Here is a 25,563-nt window from a genome sequence, read left to right on the forward strand (position 1 = left end):
ATGTCTTTGTTTAAATCCTAACGCAAACTCTGGCCCATCAGATTTATCGAATGCTTTAATTAACAAGTTCCCAGTTCCAGCTGTGTGCTTATGCTTTAAGCAAGTCATGAATGGCATACTCAGAGAGTGCATTCCTAATTGCTGGGCTATCTCCCTCTAGGTCGGTAATCAACAAACATATGCTCACAATGACCAATAACATTTGTAGGGTCATAGTTGGCTAAACCTATTGCGACGAACCTACCTTCTCTCGAAGCAGGATCATCTGGGTCCATACCAAGGTTTTTAGCCATATCAGCAAAGAATTGCTTTTGCTCTTCAATGCTGGCTTCAAAAAATGGTTTATCCTTATTAGCTATTACATTATCAAGTGCGTCTAATAACTCTTTAGCACTCGGACAATGCTCAAGAATTAAATATCTAACGTCAAACTTAACAATAGTTTTAAGCTCAGATTGTGAATTGACCATAAGATACAACAGCTCAATTTTTCTCCTCTCACTAACAACTGAAGAGTACATCAATACTGTATGAAGCATCTTTTCAACCCACTCATCTAGGAATGCGATAGCTTCATTTGACCCACGTGCATTATGAATGGTTTTAAACATACCTATAGATAAAGCAACATCACACATCAAATCTGCCAAGATATTAAACTGACTGATGCTAACGAGCCTGTGGCACATGTTTATTATCTTCTGCAACTGAGCACAAGCATCATGGTATTGCTGGTGTACTTCTCGGTTCATACACAAGTATTCAAAGCTATCGGATTTAAAGTTCTCATTTGAATGATGGTGCGCATGTAGTTGTTCAACTTTAAAATTGAACAGAGAACTTCTTACCTTAGCTATAGCAGTAAGACGGTAAGCTGACTCCTTTTGCTCTCTTGCAAAGACAACTAAGAGTTCACATAACTTAAGTTGTTCTTCAATCTTTTCATTTTTTACTTGTTTATAAGGAGCTACCTTAAAAGCGTAATCGAAGTAAAGTGTAGCCAAGAACCTATCTTTAGCTGGCACAATGCGCGATTGAATAATGTCACTGGCTTGCTGATAAAGGTCATTAAATGAGCCAGCTAGTAAGAGTTGGTCTAGCTTGAGATGATAAGCCTTAAACAAAGCATCACCAACTTGATCGATACATGTATTCAAGGCTTCTGGTTGCAGGGTTTTACAGTTGTTAACCGCAAGCTTAAGATCTCGTAAAGACAGAAAGTCCCAACATTTTTTAACAGCTACCAACAATTTATCGAATGCTGCGGAATCGTTTCTCTCTAGCTTATTCTCAACAGGTAAATGGACAGTCAAAGTATCAGTCGATGAATCTTGTACTTTCTCCAAGATCTCTTGATTATCAGTAATAGAAGCCCAATAAATATCTTCGTTAGACACTTCAACAACTACCAATATTACTGGAATATTGAACTTGAGATAATACTGAAGACGGACGCGAGAAACTGAGAAAGACAGCTTATGTCTACCCTCAATAAATGAACAGTTCTCTTGACCTTTCAGCTGAATCTTAAAAACGCTCTCTTGGCCAAGAGCTTTGCCATTCGAATCTTTTAACTCTATCTCACAATCAATACCATGATCATCCTGATCTTCTTGACTTCGGATAATCCAGTTTAGAGGTGCTTTATAATTAAAAATTCGCCCTGCTGCTGCGCCAATCTCACCCGCATTCATAATAAAACCTGATAATTTTAAGAGCTTATATTCTAACCGGAAGCTGCAATAATTTAAATCAAATAGAACAAATTGTGGTGATAGATACATCGGATTACTTTAAGTAAGCTAAAGACATCTAAAACAAGCTTCGGGGCAGAAACGAGTTAATCATGAATGACTTCTTTTGACACTTTTGCGACACCCGCATATTGTTACATTTAGCTTTAACAAAGATAATAGAAAACTTAGTAAGAGTAATATTTTAGGGAATTTGTTAAAACTAAAAGAGCGAATGGGGTCAAATCTTGACTTCACACATTAAGAATCGTCAATGTCTGCTCATGGCACTCTCCAGCCAGCCGACAACATAAAATATTGATAATAATTGGCAAGGTATTTTACTGTGTCGGATGGCGTGGCTTCGCCACTTATCCGACCTACGTCAAAATGTAGGTTGGTTAAGCAGAAGGCACCACCCAACAGAGTATCGATTCACGCCTTGAAGGTTAGCTTTTGGCACTCAGCTAATAGTCGGTGTCGAGCGATAACTGGCAATTCAGAAGATTTCCCATCAGCTAAGTAATACTAAAAGGATACTTTCCCCTTTACTACATGACTAAATAACCCACCCCAAGCATAATATATATAGCTAGCAATAACTTATGCTTTTTGCTATTAATAGAAACTCATAAAATAAGGACGTTCTCACGCTAAAATAGGCAAAGTGTCCTCTGATATAACTGTTAATTGGCTCTTTAATATTGAGCATATTTTTAGTAGGGAGTAATAATTTGTCAGCATTTTTGAAAATACATTTTCAAATATTACTTACTCACTTTGGTGTTGCTTTATTCTCTGGAAGCATGATTGGTTGGGCGGAAGGTTTAAATAAAGGGTTACTGTTCGGTGTACTTTATTTTATATTTATGTTCATCGTTCATTTTTATTTATTTTACAAGCACAGGCATAGGTACGGTAAAAACCCACCTAAATAAATTACAGCAATGTAAAGCCAGTTAACAAGGCAAATTAAAAAATGCGGACAAATCTTGACTTCACACATTAAGAATATTCAATGTCTGCTCATGGCACTTACCTGCCCATAATAGTCATATCACTCCCACCGACACTCACGCATATTTACTTTGTCGCTTTTAAACAGTACGCCTTCTGATAATAACTTTTCACGTTGTTCTTGGTATTTTTCGCTACCTGCAGGGAATGATATTTTACCTTGGCTATTCACTACCCTGTGCCAAGGTATAACTGAGTCGTTTGGCATCACTTTTAATAAGCGCCCTACCAGCCGTGAATTTTGAGGATAACCCGCAAGAGCGGCAACTTGCCCGTAACTTGCTACTTTGCCTATTGGTATGCCTGCGATAACAGTATAAATAAGTGTTTCTTTATCAATATCAGCGTTCATTTAAATACGCCTCACTAAGTACTTTAAATTGCTCCCAAATAGTACGCGCTACAGGGCCGTGGTGCATTGCATGCTGCCTAAAGGCTCTAATTTGCGCGCTAAATTTATGCTCTCGGTCAGTTATGTGTATTTCTTGAAGTAAGCCTGCTTTTATTTCAGGGTCGCAGTGCTCTAGGCTCATCATTGCCCAACCTGCGCCTGAGAGTAAAAACGATTTTAGGGTCGATACATCATCAATTTTCATCATGGCGGAGCCTTTTGAGTACGATAGCCTGTCGCTGTCGATACTCAAGTCACTTTCAAACATGGCTAAACACGGATACGTTTGCAGTTCGCTATAGGTAAGTTTTTGAGGGAGTACGCCTTTAGCGCTCACAATACCAATATCGAGCCTGCCTATGGGTACGCTTTCTAAATCGCCTGTCGCATGAAATAAATCAAACCACGGGCCAATGCCTAATTCGGCTTGCCCACTGTTTACTTGCTCTAATGAAATAAAGCGCTTCCCGCTGGTTAAGCTAAACTCTGTGCTGGTAAACAACCTAAAAGTATTACTTATGATCTCGTTATAACTCTGCATATGACAAAGTTGCTCGTAACAAACTCTAAATTGGGGTTCATTACCTAATGCCAATTCTTTAGCGAGCTGTGCTAGCTCGTCGTTGGCATGCAGTAGTTGCTGCGCTTCGCGGTGAAAAACACGTCCTTTTTCAGTAAGCTGTAATCGGTACTTACTTCTGTCTAGTAACTCAAATCCTATTTTGGCTTCTAAGTTTTTAATGGCGAGTGTAAGCGCTGGCTGCGTTTTATGTAGCTTTAGTGCTGCTCCGCTTAGGCTTGCGCTTTGCACTATGGCATCTAAAATTATTAATTGATTCAGCTTCATATACCGCTCTGCAACATCATAAATAAAACTTATTGAGTTTCTAAAATTTAATGATTTTTATTTTATATGTTTGCAGCGTATGCTGCACTTAATTATTTTGCCATCATTGCAACGGAGAAGACATGAAACTCTTTCGTCTATGTTTATTAACAACGACCTTACTTAGCTTAATAGCCTGTTCTGAGCCAGAACAGCAAGTTAAAGAAGAGCCTATTCGCCCTGTTAAATTATTCAACATAGGTCATGATACGCAAATTAACATTCGTAGTTTTCCTGCTGAAGTTGTTGCAAACCAAGGCTCGTACCTTGCTTTTAGGGTAAACGGCGAACTTGTTAAGTTTCCTGTGCTTGCTGGTGAACACGTTGAAAAAGGTGATTTATTAGCAAAACTGGATCCAGAAGATTTTCAATTACAGTTTGACGAACGTAAAGCGCGCTTTGAATTGGCAAAATCACAACTTGGTCGTATTGAGCAATTGTTTGAGAAAAAAATCACCAGCCAGTCAGAATTAGATCAAGCCACTGCTAATATGCAAATTGCTGAATCTGCATTTAGAATTGCACAAACGAACCTTGAATACAGTGAACTACGCGCACCATTTTCAGGCACTGTCGCTAAGGTGTTTGTTAAAAACTTTGAAAACATTCAAGCCAAACAAAATATATTACGCTTAGAAACACGCGATTTAATGGACGTAGAAATTCAGGTTCCTGAAAAAATAGTCGCTCGCTTTCAAAAAGGCACCGATTACCACCCTACTGTAAAGTTTGATGGCTTTGACGACAAAGAATACATACTTGATATTAAAGAGTGGGATACCCAAGCAGATCCTGCAACACTTACTTATAAAGTTGTGTTTTCGCTACCAGTACCTGAGGACTTTAATTTACTAGCCGGTATGACGGGTAGCGTGCTTATTGATTTAAGTAAAGTAACGCGCTCGCAAGTTGCTTATACAATTTTACCTATCGAGTCGGTGTTTTCTGAGCCGCAAGAATCAATTGAAGATAACGCCTACGTATGGCTTTTTGATTCAAAAACTAGCCAAGTGCATAAACAAGCTGTAAAGGTTGGCCAGTTGCACCGCGATGGCATTGAAGTATTAAGTGGTATTGAAGAAGGCCAAATTGTGGTTTCAGCCGGTGTGCATTCACTAAAAGAAGGCATGAAAGTAAGAGCATGGAATAAAGAGCGAGGCTTATAATTATGAGCTTTGCACAACTCTCCATAGAGAAAAAAGTAATCAGTTGGATGTTTACGCTGCTGCTATTAATTGGCGGTAGTGTGTCGTACTTTGATTTAGGGCAATTAGAAGACCCTGAGTTTACGCTTAAAAAAGCCATGGTTATTACTATGTACCCTGGCGCGTCGCCGCAACAAGTTGAAGAAGAAGTTACTTTTCCGATTGAAAACGCGATTCAGCAATTGCCTTATGTCGATTACGTTACGTCTATTTCATCTAACGGTAAATCACAAATTTCAGTAGAAATGAAAAGCAATTATCGTAAAGAGCAGCTTCGCCAAATTTGGGATGAAATGCGTCGTAAAATTAACGACCTTTCTCCGTCATTACCTAGTGGTGTTTACCCAAGCACTATTTTGGACGACTTTGCCGATGTTTACGGTGTTATGTATTCGGTAACCGGCGATGGTTATTCGTATGATGAGCTTAAAGATTACGTCGATTTTTTAAAGCGCGAACTGGTATTGGTTAAAGGTGTTAGTAAAGTAACCGTTGCGGGCCAACAACAAGCGCAAGTAATGGTTGAAGTTTCTACGCGTAAACTCGCTCAATTAGGTATTGCGCCAAGCCATATATTCCAGTTATTGCAATCGCAAAATACGGTATCTAACGCGGGTAAAATTCGCGTGGGCGATGAATCAATTCGCTTGCATCCTACTGGCGAATTTAAAGATGTAAAAGAGCTCGAAACCTTATTAATTTCAAAATCAGGTGCCAATGAGCTTATTTACTTAGGCGATGTAGCAAAGGTTTACAGAGAGTACGCAGAAGTACCAAATAACATTATTCGTTATAACTCTCAGCAAGCTTTACTTATTGGCGTGTCGTTTATGTCGGGTGTTAACGTGGTTGATGTGGGTAAAAACATAGACGAGCATTTAGCATCACTTGAATATCAACGCCCTCATGGTATTCATATAAATTCTGTATACAACCAACCACAAGAGGTTCAAAAATCGGTTGATGGTTTTATTATCAGCTTACTTGAAGCCATTGCGATTGTTATTGTTGTACTGCTGTTATTTATGGGTTTAAAAAGCGGCATTTTAATTGGTGGTATTTTACTGCTTACTGTACTGGGTACGTTTATATTTATGAAGTTGTTTGCTATCGACTTGCAACGTATATCGCTTGGGGCACTTATTATTGCTCTAGGGATGCTGGTTGATAACGCAATAGTCGTCACCGAAGGCATATTGATAAACCTTAAACGTGGCCAAACAAAACTCAAAGCGGCTGTTAATATTGTTGAGCAAACAAAATGGCCCTTATTAGGTGCAACAGTAATTGCCGTAACTGCCTTTGCGCCAATTGGTTTAAGCTCTGATGCCAGTGGTGAATTTGCCGGTAGCTTGTTTTGGGTGTTGTTTATTTCGCTTTTATTAAGCTGGATAACAGCCATTACGCTAACGCCATTTTTTGCCAATTTAATGTTTAAAGAAAACGAATTTAAAAACGAAGAAGGCCAAGAAGATGAAGACCCATATAAAGGTTTTATCTTTAACGGTTACAAAGCGATTTTAGATTTAGCGCTGCACTTTAGAAAAACCACGCTTATATTAATGGTTGTTTTACTGTGTACTGCGGTTGTTGGTTTTGGCTCAGTAAAACAGTCGTTTTTTCCTGCCTCTAATACACCTATGTTTTATGTAGATTACTGGCAAGAGCAAGGCTCTGATATTCGCTCAACCCTAGAGGGCGTTAAAAAGCTCGAAGAGTTTTTACAAAAAGAAGACCTTGTTGAAGAAGTAACAAGTACAACAGGCCAAGGTGCACCGCGCTTTATGCTTACCTACGCGCCAGAAAAATCATATCCCGCGTATGGGCAATTAATTATTCGTGTTGCCGACAGAGAAGCCGTAGCAACTGTAATGCAAACAGTGCGTGATTACTCAAGCAATCATGCACTCTCTGCACAGCTTAAAATTAAACCGATGGAAATTGGCCCCTCTACTGATGCAAAAATAGAAGCACGTTTTTCAGGCCCTGATCCTGTTATTTTAAGACAACTAGCTGCTAAGGCTAAAGAGCTTATTGGTAACGACGATGGCGCCTACAATATTCGTGATGACTGGCGCGCACGTACCAAAATGATTCGCCCACAATTTAACGAGCAAAAAGCACGTCGATTAGGTATTAGTAAATCAGACTTAGACAATGTATTACTAACGAGCTTATCGGGTAAACAAGTGGGCGTATATCGCGATGGTACACAGTTACTACCCATTATTGCTCGATCTCCTGCTAACGAGCGCTTAAACGTAGAAAGCGTACACGACCTTCAAATATACAGCCCAGTATTGGGTGTATTTGTACCAGTGACTCAAGTTGTAGACGAATTTGATGTGCAGTGGGAAGACAGCCTAATAATGCGCCGCGATCGCAAACGTACTATTACAGTAATGGCCGATAATAATGTATTAGGGGATGAAACACCTGCAAAACTATTTGCCCGTATTCGCGGTCCGATAGAGAACATGGAACTACCGCGTGGTTACCAACTAGAATGGGGCGGCGAATTTGAGTCATCAAGCAAAGCGCAAAAAGCAATATTTGGCTCATTACCGCTGGGTTATTTAGCGATGTTTGCAGTCACGGTATTACTTTTTAACTCACTTAAACAGCCACTTGTTATTTGGGCAACTGTGCCGTTGGCTATTATTGGTGTAAGCGCGGGCTTGTTAGCGATGAATGCACCGTTTAGCTTTATGGGGCTACTTGGTTTGTTAAGCTTAAGCGGTATGCTAATTAAAAACGGTATTGTATTAGTTGATCAAATAAATCTTGAATTAAGGGAAGGTAAATCGCCCTATGAAGCCGTGTTTGACTCTGGTGTGAGCCGTGTACGACCGGTTGCAATGGCAGCTATAACGACTATTTTGGGTATGATCCCGCTGCTATTTGACGTATTTTTTCAGTCAATGGCGGTAACGATTATGTTTGGTCTAGGCTTTGCTACAATTTTGACTCTAATTGTAGTGCCAGTACTGTACACGGTTATATTTAGAATTGATTACGAGCCACGTAAGTAGTTAAACATATAAACGGTTAACATTAAAAATGCCACTGGCTCAAGGTCAGTGGCATTTTTATTTAATACCGATGAAAAAAGAAAGGCTACATATTTAGTTGTTAAGAAACTAACCGCAACACTTCTTATATTTTTTGCCGCTACCACATACACAAGGTGCGTTACGCTCTGGTACTTTATCAAATACTTGTGGTGTTGACTTGCTAAGCGCAAAGTCTAGTACGCGAATATCTTCTGGTACGTCTGCTTTAACTTCAATTGAAGCAAACAGCGAATGCTCTTCTAGTATTGCTTCTATTTCTGATTGTCGTTCAGCTGAGTTTACAATTAGCGTTAACGGGTGCAACTCTGTGCCTACCTTTGCAGTACGATTTGGCGCAAATCCATTACTGTTATTTTTACCCATTATGTCGGGCTTACCCATAAAGAAAAATTTTGACATGTTACTTCTATAACCTTTCTACATTATTAAGACGGCGCATCTTAACAGCTTACCCAAAATATAACTAAGGTGTACTTGCTAATGCACAATATAAATCAGGCTTTAGCGTATATACGCCTAATATAGCGACATAATGAGGCCATTTAATGGATTTAGGCAAAATTTAAATTCGAAATATAGTAAAATTATAATGACTCAACTTAGTGGCGTTTTAGTATCTAACTCAATATTATGGAAAAGCCTTGGAAAACTTTAAAATTGCAGTACTAATAGCAGGCAGTCTTTTTATACTTTTTGGTTATTTACGCTTTATAACTGACGATAGTGGTAACGTGAACTTAAACAACTACCGTTTTACAGGGGGCATACTACTGGTTATTTCCGGTATGGTTGATGGCACACGCGACCTTGTTAAGCGCCTGCGCTCTAAAAACGCATTATCGGCGATTACAATTTATTTAGGTATACTCTTGTTTTATATTGGCTTTAGCATTCAATAGCTAAACATTAAGCGCTAATTTGGGCTTTATACAAGCAGCATTTTATAAGTGAATACCTGTGACCTTTAAACAACTATTCAACAGCGCTCTGCTACTTTTAGCAACGGCTCCTCCACTGGTTTTACTTGCATGGGATGAACAAGCTGATCCCGCTTTTATTCCCAATGGTATATATAACACCTTAACATTTACGTTATTTCCAATAATGACGATCGTGTTATCGGTTGCTTTATTTAAGCACCTATATAAAAAATACAATAATAACTTTGAATTTAAACATACGGTTAAAGATTATATTGTTGAGCACGGGAAATTCCGTTCAGTATTTATACCAATCGGTTTACCTATTTTAATTTACTTATGGTTGTGGACGTCAGTATGTATTTCAGTAAAGTTACTGGCTAATAAATACGGCGATAATATATGGCATCAAGAATATCAGTTACTCGAAGTAGGTACTTGCCCAACTGATTATGAATACAGTTGCGCAAAACTGACTGTACTGGATTTAAAAAGCTATAAAAAGCACACTTTTAGATGGTATTTAGATAAAGGTAGATTGGTGAGTTTGCAAAATAACAACGTAAACTTAGTGGGCGTTAAAAGCCCACTTGGTAATATAGTACAAGAAATACAGTGGTAGTAGAATACCACTTAGCTGCACATTATTTTTTTAGACTGAGAATACGGTCCGAGCTTGGTTTTGAGTCTGATTTAGCATTAGACGACTTGTTCTCTTTAATGCTTTTTGGCTTACCCACATACGTTGTAGAACGCTTTTGGTAAGGAGTATTACTGCGCTCATTTTTGCGCTCTGTGTTAGCGTTGCTGCGCTCAGAGTTACGATTTGTATTTCGCTCAGTACTACGCTCATTATTTCGATCACCATTATTAAAGCGTCGTGGGTTTTCGCCCTGAAAATCACGTTTTTTAGGTGCTAAAGGTGCATTATTTTCTGATTGCTTATTAGTATCAAGCGAGTGCTCTTGGGTTTTGCCAGAATCAGAAATCGAATCGTTTATTTGCGCCATTTCAATATCTGACAAGTGACGCCATTGCCCTACTTTTAAACCTTTAAGTGTTACGTTCATTATGCGCGTACGTTTTAAGGTTACAACTTCGTAGCCTAAGTATTCACACATGCGGCGTATTTGACGGTTTAAACCTTGAGTAAGTACTATTTTAAATTCTTTGGGGCCACTTTGCGTTACTTTACATTCTTTAGTAACGGTATCTAAAATAGGCACACCATTCGCCATTTTTGTAACAAACTGACGATTAAGCGGTTTATCTACCGTAACAACGTATTCTTTTTCGTGATTATTGCCCGCACGTAAAATTTTATTAACGATATCGCCTTCGTTAGTTAAAAATATAAGCCCTTCAGACGGTCTATCTAAGCGCCCTATTGGGAATATACGCGTAGGATAATTTACCGCGCGAATAATATTACTTTGAATTTTACTTTCGGTAGTACACGTTATGCCAACGGGTTTATTGTAGGCAATGTAAACGCGCTTTGGCGTGGCTTTAAGAGGCTTACCATCAATTAATACAACATCGGTAGCGGCTACTTTTACGCCCATTTCTGGTGAGTAGCCATTAACGCTGACACGACCTTGCTCAATATATTTATCGGCTTCGCGGCGTGAACAAAATCCTGTTTCACTAATAAATTTATTTAAACGTTTTAATTCGGTCATGGCACTTATAGCGTAGTAATTTTTAAGGCGAGTAGTGTAAACCACCCACACTATTTTTTCGCCCCTAATTTACTATTTATAGGCGTTTAAGCACTAATTTTTACTTTAGTTAATTTACGCCATACACATTCAAGCGGACCTTGATTAAAATAGCGGCTGTATAAAAAGGTAAATATGAGCTGCAGCGCAACTAATGCCGTTGCAACTAACCAATAGTCAATACGATCAAAACTGAGCACCCAGTGTGTAAATAGCACTTTATATAACAACAGTTGTATGAGTGTTTGGCTAATATATAAAGTAAATGCTAAGCGCCCTGCTTGTTGAATAAGCGTGCCGACGTGTGCGCTGTTATTGCAAAATTTAACAATTAAATGAATATACAGCGTAGCCATACCTAGGGCCGCAAACATATTTACAAATTCTTGCACCCCATATCCTAAGCTGCCATTAAGCTGTGATGCATAAAGCCTGATTCCACAAAAAACAAGGGTCATTGCACCGCAAACTATTAATTGCTGAGTCGTTAAGCCTTTACTAAAAACGCCTTGTTTATATAAATAAATGCCAATGAGCATAAGGCCCACGCACATCCACATTGTCATTATTGGCACCATAACAAGCATCAATGTGTTCATGGCGAGGTTACTAATAAAGTAATCAATATAGTGTGGGTTATATAAATCTATAAACTGTGCTGTATCGCGGTAAATTATTTCATCGGGTACGCTAGATATAACAAGTAAGGTAACCACACCCGATAACAAAATAAACTCAAGTCCTCTTTTTAAAAGAACAGTGCTATCACTCTCTAAATATTTAATAACAAACCAGCCAGATACACCGTAAACAAATAAAATATCACCTGCCCAAAGTAAAAAACCATGCGCTAAACCAAAGAGGATTAACCAATAGAGCCTGCTTTTTAACTGCAATTCAGATTTGTAACGTTGCCACTGAATGTAAAGCCCAGCACCAAAAAGCAAACTAAACAGTGTTCTAAAACGCCCGTCTACAAACAAACTGCTAAAGGTGTGAATAATTGAGTCGCTAACAGGAGGATTAGTTAAGGAGGTATACCCGTATTCAAAAAGGCCGAAGGCGTAAGCATTCATGTAAACTAGGCCAAGTACGGCAACGCCGCGAATAAAGTCCATATTATAATTGCGCATTAAAGCTATTATCCGTTAAATATTATTCTTATAACTGTCAGCCCAATCGACTGACTGCTGGTAAAGTGGAGGAAGTATAGCACTGTCTATATTTAGCAAAAGTACAGCTTGTTCAAGTGCCCACCAGCTTCCTGTTTCGTATGCTTTAACAACGTTTAAAATATAATAAAGTGTGTTTTTATCCCCTAATAATGCCGTTTTTATTTCATCAGGGAAAGGTAGCTTTTCAACAAGCAAGCTCATTGGTTGATCAAGGATTGCATCTAGCAGTGAAAATAACCCAGTTAAAAATGCTTCGCCTGACTGGCTTTTATTAACCTTTTTTGCTAACAACTCACAAAAACGAGCACGTACAACACACACTTGCATTAGCTCTGCAGGCTTTTTACCCGCTGTATGAGCAGTAACAATAAGGCTCACAAACTTTTTAAGGCGTTCATGGCCTAAATACACAAGCGCTTGCTTTAATGACGATATTTGGCTTTGTATAGGAAAAACACCGCTGTTAATTAAACGCAGTAATTTATACGCAAGTGCAGCATCAAGCTCAAACAGTCCAGATATAGCTTTTATATCTGGACTGTTTTTCATTATTTCGGCGTAAATAGCGACGACTAAACCATAATTATAATCAATGTCATTTTGTTTGATCATGGTAGGTTTTGCAAAAAAATAGCCTTGAAAATAATCAAACCCCATATCAAAGGCGAGCTTATAGTCTTCTTGTGTTTCTATTTTTTCGGCTAGTATTTTTATTTGTTTATGCGCTTGTAACTTATTAATTATGGGCTGTATTTCGCTAAGAGGTGTAATCGCAATATCAAATTTAATGAGCTTCACAAGCTTTAAAAAACGATCCCACTGTGGTTTATATACAAAGTCATCGAGTGCGAGTTTGTAGTTACTATGAAATAAACCTCGGCACAGTTCATAGTTATCGTCGGTGGGTTCTATGGTTTCGAGTAACTCAATCACAACGTCTTGGCATGGTAGGAAAGCACATAAATCGAGTTTTAATGATTCAGGCCCTATATTAATAAGTGCCTTTTTGCCTGATGTAATATGACGTGTACCTAAATTTAATTGATTTTCCATAATAAGCCTTGCTGTTGCTTGGCCTTCGGCAATGTCTGGAAAATAATTTTTAGGACTATCACGAAAAAGTAGCTCATAGGCTACTACTTTTTTACTTCGATTGAATATTGCTTGCCTTGCAACAAATACAGACACATTACCTACTTCTTAGTTTTTATATAATACTAAGTAATTAAACCCTAAGCAGGCACAATTGTCACTAAACTTTAAAGTACAGTAACGATTTACCGGTATAAGGTTGTTATATAATCAGCTGCCACTTGCGGCCACGAAAAACGCATTTGCTCTGCGCTGTGCTTAATTTTATGCCACTTTTTAGGATTCTGCTTTTTAATTAAGAGAGTTTCGTCTAAACAGCTAATTAAATTACTCGTTTGTGTTGCTAACGTGTCGCCATTAAAGCTAAAACCATTTTCATGATGTTTAACTGTATCTTTTAATCCGCCAACACTGTGTACTAAACAGGGTTGCCCGGCACGCATTGCTAGCATTTGGCTAATCCCACAAGGTTCAAACGAGCTTGGCATTAAAAATAAGTCACCTAGCTGATACATTAAATCGCCAACACCTTGACCATAACCCTTCAAAAATAAAAGATTAGAATTACGCGCCATTGCTTTGGTAAATATGCTTTCGAGTTCTTTGTCACCCGAACCTAAAACAATGAGTCTGCCGTTATATTCATTAATAACTTGGCACACTTTATCAATAGCTAATACTCCATTAACCTGCTGGCACAATAACAACACTTTTTGCTCTGTAAGTCGGCCAACGCTTGTGACTAATGGGCCATTATTAATCGTTGCTTTAAATTGCTGTAGTCGTTGGTGGGCAATATAGTAGCCGCTTTGTAACTGCTCGCTATTTGCCATCCAAGTAAATAAAGTGTTCTCTGCTTGGCTATAAAAATCAGCGAGAGTTGCTCCTTCAAGTGCATTGCTTGGATATTCGCAGCCATTTAAAATACCGACAAGCTTACCTTGGCTTGCTGCATTTTGCAGATCTTGCTCAAGCCCTTCGCCACCAAAAAAACCATGCTCGTAATTACTAGGTTCAAGAACCTCTTGGCTGTAGGTTGGTGATACAACATGTATTTTATCGCAAAGATTTATTGCACTGCGCATAGGATTAAAGCAATGAGGGTAACGCGGGTCGCATAGTTGCTGGCCATTATAACTAAGTGACGGAAACCATGCCTCTAAGCTTGAGTCGTCGTGTTTAAAAGGTCTTATACCTTGCAGTGCAATATTATGCACTGTGTAGGCAATGGGTAAGGTATTAAGTGAGCTATAACGTGGCTCAAACTTAAGTAAAACTGCAACGCAGGCGCTGTGCCAATCATGCAAATGTAGCGCTGTAGGGCGCTTTAATACACCTTGTAATAATGCTTCGCAGACAGCTGCATTAAATAAAGCAAATTTTGTCGCGTCGGTAGCAAAAGGCCTCCCCGGTGCATCGTTACAATATACACTGCCTGATTCACTAAATAGCGGGTGGCTAATAACAATTTGGCTTACATTATTTTGGGCTTGTTGTACTTTAAAAATGGTTAATACATGGGGTTGAGCATTAAATGCGACGGTTACTTCACCTATATAAATACGCTCAAGCGGCTCAAACCCGTAGTCAGGAATAACAACGTCAACCGTTATACCTTGTTTTGCGAGTGCCCTTGGGGCATCGCGTACTACATCTGCCACACCGCCTACTTTTGCGCCTGGTAACGCGTCATTTTCTGCTGCAACCATTAATACATGCATTAATTTACTACTTCCTTTAACCTGTGTGGGCTTGCTCATAAATGAGCAAGCTTTGTTGTCGTGCTTAATATTTAACGTGTTTTACGCTAGCTTTTTATTCTCACGCGCTTGGCGCTCTAACTTTTTTGCAAGCTCAGTGAGCATATCACGAGTAACAAGAACGATGCCTTTCTTAGATACTCTAAAGCCGTTTTCTTCATCTGTTTTTTTGTCAAAACCGATTTCGAGACCTGCCGGTATTTCACAGCTCCTATCTATAATCGCACGCTTAATTTTACAACCTCGATTTATAACCGCACCGGGTAAAATTACCGACTGCTCAATGGTACAAAATGAGCGAACGTGGACATTAGAAAACAAGAGTGACTTTCTAACCGCAGAGCCCGAAATAATACACCCACCCGACACAGTTGAGTCTAATGCCATACCGCGCCTATCTTCGTCATCAAAAATAAACTTAGCAGGTGGTAGTTGCTCTTGATATGTCCATATTGGCCACGTTGGGTCGTATAAATCAAGTTGTGGTTCTGGCATTACCAATTCCATATTAGCCTCCCAGAACGAATCTAGCGTACCTACATCGCGCCAATAAGGCTGCCCTTCTTGGTTTGGATCTCTAAATGGGAAAGCAAATACATTATGCTTTTCTATAATTGCTGGAATAATATCGTGACCAAAATCTCGGCCAGAGCCTTCATTCTCAGAATCTTTTTTAAGTTGCTCAAACAAAAATTCAGTATTAAAAATGTAATTACCCATTGATGCTAAACATGTACCTGGCTTGCCGGGTACGGAGCTCGGCATTGCTGGTTTTTCATCAAAACGACACACTCTGTTTTCTTCATCAACGGTCATTACACCAAACGTATCTGCGGCTTCCTCTACGGGCACTTCAATACAACACACTGTCATATCTGCGCCCTTTTGCACATGTTCAGCTAATAAAGCGCCATAGTCCATGCGATACACATGATCTCCAGACAAAATCATCACATATTTAGGAAGCTCGTGGCGAATAATATCTATGTTTTGAAAAACAGCATCTGCGGTTCCACAGTACCAATCATCACCTTGGCGCTGAGATGCAGGTAGTATTTCAACCGACTCACCAAGCTCTTTTTTAAAGTGGCCCCACGCGCGATTTACGTGACGAATTAGTGAATGCGATTTATATTGTGTAGCAATACCAACACGTCTCACACCCGAGTTAATGCAGTTTGATAGTGGAAAATCGATAATTCGATGCTTACCACCAAAGTAAACTGCTGGCTTTGCTCGCCAATCGGTTAACTCATGCAGGCGAGAACCGCGACCACCTGCCAGTATTAACGCGTAAGTTTCTCTGGTTAGGCTACTTATGTAGCGATTTGCATAATTAGGCATAATACTCTCTCCATTTAGTCTAGGCTGTTAGTGGCATGGCTTTTAGTTGTCGTTAAGTCTGTTTCACTAATATTGAGGGGTTCTAAATGCCAAATATCTTCACTGTATTGGCTTATGGTTCTATCACTTGAAAACATACCACTGGCTGCCGTATTTAAAATACTCATTTGTGTCCAGTAGGTTTGATCTGCGTAAGCTTTATCAACTTCTTTTTGAGCTGCTACATAACTTTCAAAATCGTGTGCAACAAGCCATGGATCGTGTGGGCTCTTAATTGCATTTGTAATATCGTCAAATAAGCATGGTTCAAACAAGTTAAAATGGCCGCTTTCGAGTAGTTGCATTACATTATTTAAATCGCTATTTTGCGCGATTAAATGCTCAGGATTGTAACGTGACTTAATATCATCAATTTGATGAGCTTGTGCCCCAAACAAAAAGAAGTTGTCTGCACCAACGGCGTCTCTAATTTCAATGTTTGCACCATCCAGCGTGCCGATCGTCAATGCACCATTCATCATAAACTTCATGTTGCCAGTACCCGACGCTTCTTTGCCTGCGGTAGATACTTGCTCTGACAAATCGGTTGCAGGACAAATAACTTCCATAGCGGTTACGTTGTAATTAGGTAAAAAGGCGACGCGTAAATACGGGGCTGCTAACGGATCTTTATTTATAACTTCTGCCACGTTATTAATAAGCTTAATAATTTTTTTAGCCATGTAATAACCCGGTGCAGCTTTACCACCTAATAAAACACAGCGAGGAACAAGCCCTTGGGTATCACCACGGCGAATACGGTCATATAAATGAATCACATGAAGTATGTTTAATAGCTGACGTTTGTATTCGTGGATACGTTTTACTTGTACGTCAAACATCATCGATACGTCAAAATCAACATCGCAGCGCGCTTTAACTAAATCAACTAAACGCTGTTTGTTTTCGCGTTTAGCATTTTGCCATTGCCCATGAAATGCTTTGTCATCGTAAAAACGACGTAGATCGCTAATTGTTGAAAAGTTTTTAACCCAGTCATGACCAATTTTTTCGCTGATTAATTTACTTAAAACGGGATTACAATGTGCAAGCCAACGTCTTGGTGTAACACCATTTGTTTTGTTATTAAACTTATCTGGCCACAGTGCGTAAAACTCTTTAAATAAACCCGCTTTTAACAGTTCGGTATGCAGTGCTGCTACGCCATTTACCGAGTAACTACCTACAATGGCTAAGTAAGCCATACGAATTTGCGGCTCATCGCCCTCTTCAATCAACGACAATGCACGCTGTTTATTAACATCACCCGGCCATTGCTGTGCAACTTGTGCTAAAAAGCGTGCGTTTATCTCGTAAACTATTTCTAAAATGCGTGGTAATAATTTTGAAAACAACGAAACAGACCACTTTTCAAGCGCTTCAGGAAGTAGCGTATGATTTGTATAGGCCATGGTTTTAGTTGTGATTTGCCAAGCATCGTTCCAATCTAATTCGTAATCATCAATTAAAATACGCATTAGCTCTGCAACAGCAATACTTGGGTGCGTGTCGTTTAACTGAAAAACATGAAAATCAGCAAAGTCACTAAAGCTCTCGCCATGTTGGGAAACCCACTGATCAACTACGTCTTGAATACTCGCAGATGATAAAAAGTATTGTTGGCGCAATCTAAGCTCTTTACCATTTTCGCTGCTGTCGTTTGGATATAGCACCATGGTAATTTGTTCAGCTAGGTTTTTTTGAGCGACGGCTTCTGAGTAACTGCCTGCATTAAATTCGGTCAAATTAAATTCATCTGTCGCTTCTGATTTCCATAAGCGTAGCGTATTTACAATATTGTTTTTATAACCTGGGACTGGGACATCGTAAGGTACAGCTAATACATCTTGTGAACTCATCCATTGACGATGCTCTCGGCCAAATTTATCCGTGTAAGTTTGCACGTAGCCGCCAAATTTCACACGTTTTGCATGCTCTGGCGCGCTTAGCTCCCATGGGTGGCCTTCGCGCAGCCAGTTATCTGGTTGCTCAATTTGGTTACCATCTTTAATGGATTGGTTAAACATGCCGTATTCGTAACGAAGGCCATAACCAATGACAGGTAACGCTAGACTTGCACAACTATCTAAAAAACAAGCAGCTAGGCGGCCTAAACCACCGTTACCTAAGCCTGCGTCGTGCTCGGCATCTTCAAGCGTTTCTACTGTTGTGCAGTATTCTTGTAATGCAGCAGCAACTTGGTCGTCTAAATCTAGGTTTAGTATTGCATTACCTAGCGCACGTCCCATTAAAAATTCAAGAGAAAGGTAAGCCGTTTTGCGGCGTTTCTCTTGCTTAATTTGTTGATTAGTTTCTCTGCAGCGGGCAACAAGTCTGTCGCGAATAGTCAGCGCTAAAGCATGGTATAAATACAGTCTTGATTCACCGACCTTATCGCGACCTAGGGTATAATAAAAATGCCGTGTTAAGTCATCTTTAAGCGTACTTTCATCTATAACAGGACCTTCTTGCCAGCCCTTTACTACACACACTTGTTCACTTTGCTTAGCCATGACTTACATCCTCTAAATTAGCACTAAAAACCCAACTACTTTGTGCTGAAATTTCAACCATCGCATCTTCATTACTACTCACAGATGCATTATTTACACTTGATAAAACCATTTGCCACGGCGCATTAATAGGCGAAGGCGGCATTTGGCAAAAAACTGTTTTTTTACTGGCATTAAATACCATCAGTAATGCATGATTGTTTTGCTTATCAAGTAAGCTATACATTAAAAACTGCCTGGTATCTTCATGCCAATGCGCGTCAGTCATGGTTTTACCTTGTTCAGTAAACCACTTAACGGTAAAACGCTCGTCTATATCATCTAAAAATACACTGTGTTTGAACGCACTGTGCGCGCGTCTAATTTTTAAAGCATCGTCAATAAATCGTGTTAACGAATGATTAAGCTGAGAATCTTTCCAGGCAAGCCAGCTAGTGCGATTATTTTGGCAATAAGCATTGTTATTACCCCCTTGAGAGTGCGCCATTTCGCTGCCAGCGGCAATCATGGGAACACCTTTTGAGAATATCAAAGTAAGCAAAAAGTTCTTTTGTTGTTGCAAACGCAGTACGTTTATTTTTGAGTCACTGGTAAAGCCTTCTACTCCACAGTTGAACGAGTGATTTGCACTGTGCCCATCTCTGTTTTGCTCACCATTGGCTTCGTTATGCTTTTCTTCATAACTCACTAAATCGGCAAGCGTGAAACCATCATGACTCGTTATAAAGTTAATGCTATTAAGTGGTCCACGTTGGCTGTGCTCAAAAATATCAAACGATCCATGCAAACGTTTTGCAACGTTGGCAATTATGCCCGTTTCACTTTGCCAAAAACGTCTAATTACATCGCGGTATTGATCGTTCCATTCTCGCCATGGCGGCGGAAATGCCCCAAGCTGATAGCCACCAGGGCCTATATCCCAAGGTTCACTTATTAGCTTAACCTTATTAAGCACAGGGTCTTGGGCTACTGCTTGTAAAAAAGTATGTGCAGAGCTAAAGCCTGCTTTTGAGCGCCCTAAAATGGTCGCTAAATCAAACCTAAATCCATCAACTCCCATTACCTCAACCCAATAACGAAGGCTATCAAGTACAAGTTGCAGCGTTTTAGGGTGATCAATATTTATGGTATTTCCACAGCCGGTATCGTTTATATATACATTAGGCTGACCCTCTACTGTGCGGTAATACGCTAAGTTATCAAAGCCTCTTAGCGATAATATTGGGCCATCGGCCCCTGCCTCTGCTGTATGGTTATAAACAACGTCTAAAATAACTTCTATGTCGGCTGCATGAAGCTCGCGCACCATTTGCTTAAACTCGTTTATATCGTCGTTTACCAAATAGTCTTTATGGGGGGTAAAAAAGTTAAGCGTGTTATAACCCCAATAGTTTTGCAGCCCTTTTCCTGTTAAAAATTGCTCACTAATAAAAGAATGAACAGGTAAAAGCTCAACTGCTGTAATGCCAAAGCTTTGTAAATGCTCAATAAAGCTTGGGTGGCTTAACCCTAAAAACTTTCCTTGTAGAGATTTAGGTATTTTAGGATGACGACACGTTGTTCCCTTAACATGGCACTCGTAAATAACCGTGTTTGACCAAAGGTGGTTTGGCTTTTTATGCGCGTACAATGTAGGAGCAGCTACTTTTGATTTAGGTATATCGATCGCATTATTTACGGTGCTTTTAGTACCAATTGGCATTTGCCCATAATGGCGTTCGCTCCATGTGAACTCACCAAATAAGTCTTTTGCGTATGGGTCTATAAGTAGCTTATTTTCGTTAAACAGTTGGCCATTTTTAGGGTTATATTCACCCTCGACTCTAAAACCATAAAGTGCGCCGGCGTTTAATGGCGAAATATGAATACTCCAAATGCCACCTTCGTTAATATTCATCGCCATTTTTAGGATTTCTGAATGGCCACTTTTATCAAACAAACACACATAAGCTTGGCTTGCACCTGGCGCATAAAGCGAGAAGTTAACTCCATTATTGATAACACTAGAGCCTAGCGGTTCTACATTACCGGGGGCTACATCAAATCGGTTACTCATCATCAACCTTTTGTAAGTAAATAGTTGTTAAGCCACCAATGGCAATTGAAATACTGTGTTTAAAGCCATGATTTGATTCATTTGTAGCGTGAACTATCTGCGATGAATCTTTAATTACCTCAACGCCAGAGCCAAAAAACTGAGTATTGTCTGTATTTAAGATAACCTTGTAACGCCCTTTACTCGGTACGCCAATAATATAGTTTTCATATGACGCGGGGGTAAAATTAGCAATAACAACCACAAAGTCTTTTGCGTTTTTAGCATAGCGGACAAAACTTAAAATACTCTGCTGATTATTATTGTTATCTATCCAGGTAAAGCCAGCCGCACTCGAATCTAACTCATACAACGCGGGTTGGTTTTTATAAACGGTATTTAGCGCTTTTACGGTTTGCTTTATACCGTTATGACTTTGGTGCTCAAGTAAATGCCAATCGATAGAATGATCGTGCCCCCACTCTTTTCTCTGAGCAATTTCACCACCCATAAACAAGAGTTTTTTACCCGGGTGTGCCCACATAAATGCGTAGTAAGCGCGTAAATTAGCAAATTTCTGCCAATCATCGCCTGGCATTTTTTCAATTAACGATCCTTTACCGTGTACTACTTCATCGTGGCTTAATGGCAATATATAGTTTTCGCTAAACGCGTATACCATCGAAAAAGTCATTTCGTGATGATGATGCTGACGGTATAAAGGGTCGTGCTGCATGTAATGCAAACTATCGTTCATCCAACCCATATTCCACTTATAGCCAAAGCCTAAGCCGTTGTGCTCAACACTTTGGGTTACACCCGGCCACGCTGTTGACTCCTCAGCCACCATCATAATGCCTGGGTTGTTTTTATAGCTGCGCATATTGACTTGCTTTAGGCACTCAATTGCACCTAAGTTTTCGCGCCCGCCATAACAATTAGCAATCCACTCGCCTTCTTTTCGGCTGTAATCTAAATACAACATAGAGGCTACGGCATCTACACGCAGACCATCTAAACCAAATTGATGTAACCAATACATAGCATTTGAAATCAAAAAGCTTTTAACTTCAGGGCGGTCGTAGTTATAAATGTAGGTATTCCAATCAGGATGAAAACCTTGGCGCTTATCGGCATGCTCGTATAAATGAGTGCCATCGAATCGATGTAAGCCATGCGGATCGCTGGGAAAATGCCCAGGCACCCAATCAAGTAAAATACCTAAATTAGCTTTGTGGCATTGCTCTACAAAGTATTTAAAGCTGTTGTAATCGCCAAAACGGCTGGTAGGTGCAAATAAACCAACAGGCTGATACCCCCACGAACCATCAAACGGGTATTCACTTATTGGCATAAGTTGAAGGTGGGTAAAATTCATTTCAAGGGCGTAGCTAACCAGTTTGTCAGCAAGCTCTGTGTAACTTAAATAGCGGTTGTTTTCAGCGCGTTGCCATGAGCCTAAATGCACTTCATAAATACTAATTGGCGCATCAATATGATTACGCTTTTGTCGGTTTTGAAGTGCCTGAGCGCCGAGCGTTATAGGTTCTGGTTTATACTGCAGTACACTTGCAGTACCCGGGGCTTGTTGCATTTTAAATGCATAGGGGTCGGCTTTTTCGAGTACTTCTCCACTTTGAGCGGTAATTGCAAATTTGTAGCACATGTCGGCTTTAAGGCCTGGTACGAATAGCTCCCATACACCACTTGCAGGATGAAAACGCATAAAGTGGCGATTAGCTTGCCAAAAATTAAACTCACCAATAATAGAGACACTTGCAGCATTAGGCGCCCATACACAAAAGCGCACACCCTCTACATTTTGTTGAGTGCTAAAATGTGCACCAAAATGAGAGTACGCATGTTCAAGGCTGCCTTCGTTAAATAAATACATTGCCTCTGCATCAAGTGTGCTTTCAAAGCTGTATTCATCATAAAAGGTAGTGCTGCTATTTGTGTACTGAGCAATGCATTGATAAGGCGCAGTGGGCAGCGCATCAACTTTGACTATAAATAAGTCACTTTGTTGGTAGCGCTGCGCCTTAATACTTTTATTATTTAATGTAACACTCACACTTATTGCACAAGGTAAGTAAAAACGAATTTCAACCTCAGCATCCGTTTTATGTGCCCCTAAAAAGCTAAATGGGTCTTTAAATCGTCCTGTATTTAATGCATGCACCTGTGCATCGTAACTATTTTCATTAGTTGTACTGCTCATTTAACCTTTCCTTATTGAATCGATAGCAGCTAAAAGTGAGGCATTTTTGGTAAAAATTTCTTCACTGGTATGCGTTAATACACGTCGCCAATTAGGATATTCTTTGTCTGTCCCGGGGATATTAACCGGATACTTCTGCTCATCTAAATCATCTATTTGTATTGCAAATAAACGCGATTGAGAACCCGCCAAACATAATGCTAGTGCGTTATATACTTCGACTGAATTACTATGTAATAGAAGCTCGGTTGTATTGGTATGGCGATTAATAAATCGTAGTATCCTATGTTTCTCTTCTATTCGTTGTTGCTTTAATTGCTCGTATTCATTGCAAGTAATAAGCTTGTATCGTTGCTTAATATTTAAATCAGCATGCTGCCACCAACCTGTAAAAGGCGGTACATCATGATTGGCTATCATTAACAAACACTGTGTTGCTAGCTCATCTGTCGATAAAAACTCACCACTGTGTTGTTTTTCAAAATAAAATAAGCTGTTAGAAAAAATACCGCTAGATGCCAAAGCCTGCCTTACCTCTGGCGGCACAACGCCTAAATCTTCTCCAATAACAATACTCTGATTAATATGTGATTCAATTTTTAAAATGGCGAGTAAGTGCTCAAACGGGTAGTAAACATAACAGCCATCTTGTTCACCATTGCTTTCAAAGCACCACCATAGGCGCCTAATAGCCATTACGTGGTCAATTCTAAGTCCACCTACATTTTGCATGTTTGCGCGAATGAGCGAGCGATAGAATTGGTAGTGATTATTACTAAGACTTTGAGGATTTAGTGCTGGAAGCCCCCAGTTTTGGCCAGCTTCGGCCCATGGATCTGGTGGAGCACCTACACTTGCACCTTGGCTAAACAGTGGCTTTTGATTTTTAAACTCGGCCCCATCACCCGCACAACCAACAGCTAAATCATTTATTAAGCCAATAGCCATACCTCGCTCTGCACAACTTTGTTGACACAGTGCCAATTGCGTATGCGCTTGCCACTGCAGGTAATAATCAAATGTTAAGTTATCTGATTCGAGGGTATTTAACGTAGTTGAATGAGTATTACAAAAATCAGTAAACGCTTGGCGACGCTCATCACTTGCCGTTAATTCAAACTGATTATAAAGCGCTTCAAATAACGCATACTTTATATGGCTTACATTTTCATAATCTATAAATTGATCATTACTTTTTATAAGTGTAATTACATCGTCTCGTTGCATGAGGTCATGTAGAACTGCGTTATTTTGTGCGTCTTCGCTTAATACTATAGAAATATAAAGAGGGTTTAATAAAGCCCGACTACTAGGGCTATAAGGGCTTGCACGCTCTGGCATATCAGCAAATAACAAATGCAGTGGATTAAGTAATATGTAATCCATATTTTGCGAGCTACATAATTTTGTAAGCGTTAGTAAATCGTCAAAATCGCCAATACCTAAATGCGCTTTATTTTTTAATGTGTAAAGCTGAATAGATAACCCTGTGCGCTTTGTGTCTTCAACTTGATAGACTTGCTCAGGCACGCACCAAATTTGTGTAATAGCGTGTTGCTCACCTACCTGAACATTGGCGTCATGATAGCCAATTGGCATATTATCTATGGGTAGTGCCAGCTCAATATAGCGAACGCCATGTAAGTAATATTCACCTGTAACTGCCAAATTATAAAGGTTCTCAACCGCTATATTCATCCCAAGAGAAGGGACATTAATGTTGGCGGCTAAATACTGCTGACGTTCGTCTATACGAAGCTTTAAAGCGCATTTTTTTTGGTCAACCAAACTCACACTGGGTACTAAATCCAGCCAAAGCGATGCATCTAAATCATAAGTTAGTTGAGTTATTTCGGCTTCGTTATTTGTATCAACACCGCAACATTGCAAAGCACGTTTACGCGTGTCTTCGCTAAAAAACACCTGTTCACCTGTATACTTAGTGAATTCAAAGCCAATACCATGCAGGTAAAACAACTGCGAAAGAGCATCCATTGAATCGCCTTAATTAATGCGTTGAGTATTTACTATGCTGTTTTCTGTGCCAAATGTATTGCCAATATAACCATCAGCTTGGTGGTCGTTATCCCAAATGTCTCCATTTATTAAATAACGAAAGTGAAATTGTTGATCGATAGGTAAGCGTTGCTTAAATTTAAACACACCTTGTTTTTTATTAAGCTTCATTGACACAGGTTGCCAATCATTAAATTCGCCTAATAAGCAAACTTCTTCTGCCTCTGGATGAGAAAATTCAAAGGTTACTTCAGCTTCATCTTTTGTTTTAAAAAAACGTTTATTCAACATAGCAGGCTCCAACTAAACCAAAAAGGGTACTTAATCTTTGCCACAGGCCATACAACTAAACAAAAAGGCGATGTGGATTCCATTCAAAATCATTAAACACGTTGTAAGTTAACCAAAACTTTATTTACGC

At 39.5% G+C, this 25,563-nt stretch carries 19 protein-coding genes; 5 read left to right on the forward strand and 14 right to left on the reverse strand.

Annotation, left to right across the window (positions count from 1 at the left end):
- Nucleotides 1-146 precede the first annotated feature (146 nt).
- Complete coding sequence (locus I6F43_RS00960; protein ID WP_197100513.1) at nucleotides 147-1,784, reverse strand: DUF4365 domain-containing protein; 1,638 nt, start codon at nucleotides 1,782-1,784, stop codon at nucleotides 147-149.
- A gap of 683 nt (nucleotides 1,785-2,467) precedes the next feature.
- Here I6F43_RS00960 and I6F43_RS00965 point away from each other — a divergent pair.
- Complete coding sequence (locus I6F43_RS00965) at nucleotides 2,468-2,671, forward strand: hypothetical protein (RefSeq protein ID WP_197100515.1); 204 nt, start codon at nucleotides 2,468-2,470, stop codon at nucleotides 2,669-2,671.
- Between the two features lie 119 nt (nucleotides 2,672-2,790).
- On the opposite strand, the gene I6F43_RS00970 is transcribed toward I6F43_RS00965, so the two are convergent.
- Both I6F43_RS00970 and I6F43_RS00975 read right to left on the reverse strand, forming a co-directional pair.
- Nucleotides 2,791-3,102: an MGMT family protein gene (locus tag I6F43_RS00970; protein WP_149605452.1), complete on the reverse strand. Its 312-nt coding sequence runs from the start codon at nucleotides 3,100-3,102 to the stop codon at nucleotides 2,791-2,793.
- Nucleotides 3,092-3,988: a LysR family transcriptional regulator gene (locus I6F43_RS00975; protein ID WP_197100517.1), complete on the reverse strand. Its 897-nt coding sequence runs from the start codon at nucleotides 3,986-3,988 to the stop codon at nucleotides 3,092-3,094. The genes I6F43_RS00970 and I6F43_RS00975 overlap by 11 nt, the downstream gene beginning before the upstream one ends.
- Nucleotides 3,989-4,110: 122 nt before the next feature.
- Here I6F43_RS00975 and I6F43_RS00980 point away from each other — a divergent pair, with 122 nt between their 5' ends.
- Entirely contained in the window at nucleotides 4,111-5,193 is a 1,083-nt protein-coding gene (locus I6F43_RS00980; protein ID WP_024592173.1) for an efflux RND transporter periplasmic adaptor subunit, read from the forward strand.
- Between the two features lie 2 nt (nucleotides 5,194-5,195).
- Nucleotides 5,196-8,264 (forward strand): efflux RND transporter permease subunit, encoded by a 3,069-nt coding sequence (locus tag I6F43_RS00985; RefSeq protein WP_197100519.1) that lies wholly within the window; start codon nucleotides 5,196-5,198, stop codon nucleotides 8,262-8,264.
- A 108-nt stretch (nucleotides 8,265-8,372) separates the two neighbouring features.
- On the opposite strand, the gene I6F43_RS00990 is transcribed toward I6F43_RS00985, so the two are convergent.
- On the reverse strand, nucleotides 8,373-8,705 hold the full coding sequence (locus tag I6F43_RS00990) for a PBPRA1643 family SWIM/SEC-C metal-binding motif protein (RefSeq protein ID WP_197100521.1): 333 nt from the start codon (nucleotides 8,703-8,705) through the stop codon (nucleotides 8,373-8,375).
- Nucleotides 8,706-8,947: 242 nt separating this feature from the next.
- On the opposite strand from I6F43_RS00990, the gene I6F43_RS00995 reads away from it, so the two are divergent.
- Complete coding sequence (locus I6F43_RS00995) at nucleotides 8,948-9,205, forward strand: MetJ regulator of methionine regulon (RefSeq protein WP_197100523.1); 258 nt, start codon at nucleotides 8,948-8,950, stop codon at nucleotides 9,203-9,205.
- A 58-nt stretch (nucleotides 9,206-9,263) separates the two neighbouring features.
- The gene (locus I6F43_RS01000; RefSeq protein ID WP_197100525.1) at nucleotides 9,264-9,848 is read left to right on the forward strand and encodes a hypothetical protein; all 585 of its coding nucleotides are present in this window, start codon (nucleotides 9,264-9,266) and stop codon (nucleotides 9,846-9,848) included.
- 22 nt (nucleotides 9,849-9,870) lie between these two features.
- On the opposite strand, the gene rluF is transcribed toward I6F43_RS01000, so the two are convergent.
- From rluF to I6F43_RS01050, 10 genes are all read right to left on the reverse strand, one after another.
- Complete coding sequence (rluF, locus tag I6F43_RS01005) at nucleotides 9,871-10,908, reverse strand: 23S rRNA pseudouridine(2604) synthase RluF (protein WP_033012488.1); 1,038 nt, start codon at nucleotides 10,906-10,908, stop codon at nucleotides 9,871-9,873.
- A gap of 86 nt (nucleotides 10,909-10,994) precedes the next feature.
- Nucleotides 10,995-12,065: a DUF418 domain-containing protein gene (locus I6F43_RS01010; RefSeq protein WP_165735818.1), complete on the reverse strand. Its 1,071-nt coding sequence runs from the start codon at nucleotides 12,063-12,065 to the stop codon at nucleotides 10,995-10,997.
- A 30-nt stretch (nucleotides 12,066-12,095) separates the two neighbouring features.
- Complete coding sequence (locus tag I6F43_RS01015; protein WP_165725473.1) at nucleotides 12,096-13,310, reverse strand: EAL and HDOD domain-containing protein; 1,215 nt, start codon at nucleotides 13,308-13,310, stop codon at nucleotides 12,096-12,098.
- Nucleotides 13,311-13,399: 89 nt separating this feature from the next.
- Nucleotides 13,400-14,935 (reverse strand): glycogen synthase, encoded by a 1,536-nt coding sequence (locus I6F43_RS01020; protein ID WP_197100914.1) that lies wholly within the window; start codon nucleotides 14,933-14,935, stop codon nucleotides 13,400-13,402.
- A gap of 81 nt (nucleotides 14,936-15,016) precedes the next feature.
- Nucleotides 15,017-16,318, reverse strand: coding sequence for a glucose-1-phosphate adenylyltransferase (gene glgC / locus I6F43_RS01025; RefSeq protein WP_197100528.1), 1,302 nt, complete (start codon nucleotides 16,316-16,318; stop codon nucleotides 15,017-15,019).
- A 14-nt stretch (nucleotides 16,319-16,332) separates the two neighbouring features.
- On the reverse strand, nucleotides 16,333-18,870 hold the full coding sequence (locus tag I6F43_RS01030) for a glycogen/starch/alpha-glucan phosphorylase (RefSeq protein ID WP_197100530.1): 2,538 nt from the start codon (nucleotides 18,868-18,870) through the stop codon (nucleotides 16,333-16,335).
- The gene (gene glgX, locus I6F43_RS01035; protein ID WP_197100532.1) at nucleotides 18,863-20,926 is read right to left on the reverse strand and encodes a glycogen debranching protein GlgX; all 2,064 of its coding nucleotides are present in this window, start codon (nucleotides 20,924-20,926) and stop codon (nucleotides 18,863-18,865) included. The genes I6F43_RS01030 and glgX overlap by 8 nt, the downstream gene beginning before the upstream one ends.
- Entirely contained in the window at nucleotides 20,919-23,126 is a 2,208-nt protein-coding gene (gene glgB / locus I6F43_RS01040; RefSeq protein WP_197100534.1) for a 1,4-alpha-glucan branching protein GlgB, read from the reverse strand. Before glgB ends, glgX begins: the two co-directional genes overlap by 8 nt.
- Nucleotides 23,127-25,121 (reverse strand): 4-alpha-glucanotransferase, encoded by a 1,995-nt coding sequence (malQ, locus tag I6F43_RS01045; RefSeq protein WP_197100537.1) that lies wholly within the window; start codon nucleotides 25,119-25,121, stop codon nucleotides 23,127-23,129.
- Between the two features lie 9 nt (nucleotides 25,122-25,130).
- Nucleotides 25,131-25,433: an isoamylase early set domain-containing protein gene (locus tag I6F43_RS01050; RefSeq protein ID WP_197100539.1), complete on the reverse strand. Its 303-nt coding sequence runs from the start codon at nucleotides 25,431-25,433 to the stop codon at nucleotides 25,131-25,133.
- Nucleotides 25,434-25,563 lie beyond the last annotated feature (130 nt).

Origin of the sequence: Pseudoalteromonas sp. NZS71_1 (assembly GCF_015864305.1) — a bacterium.
GTDB classification, from domain to species: domain Bacteria; phylum Pseudomonadota; class Gammaproteobacteria; order Enterobacterales; family Alteromonadaceae; genus Pseudoalteromonas; species Pseudoalteromonas arctica.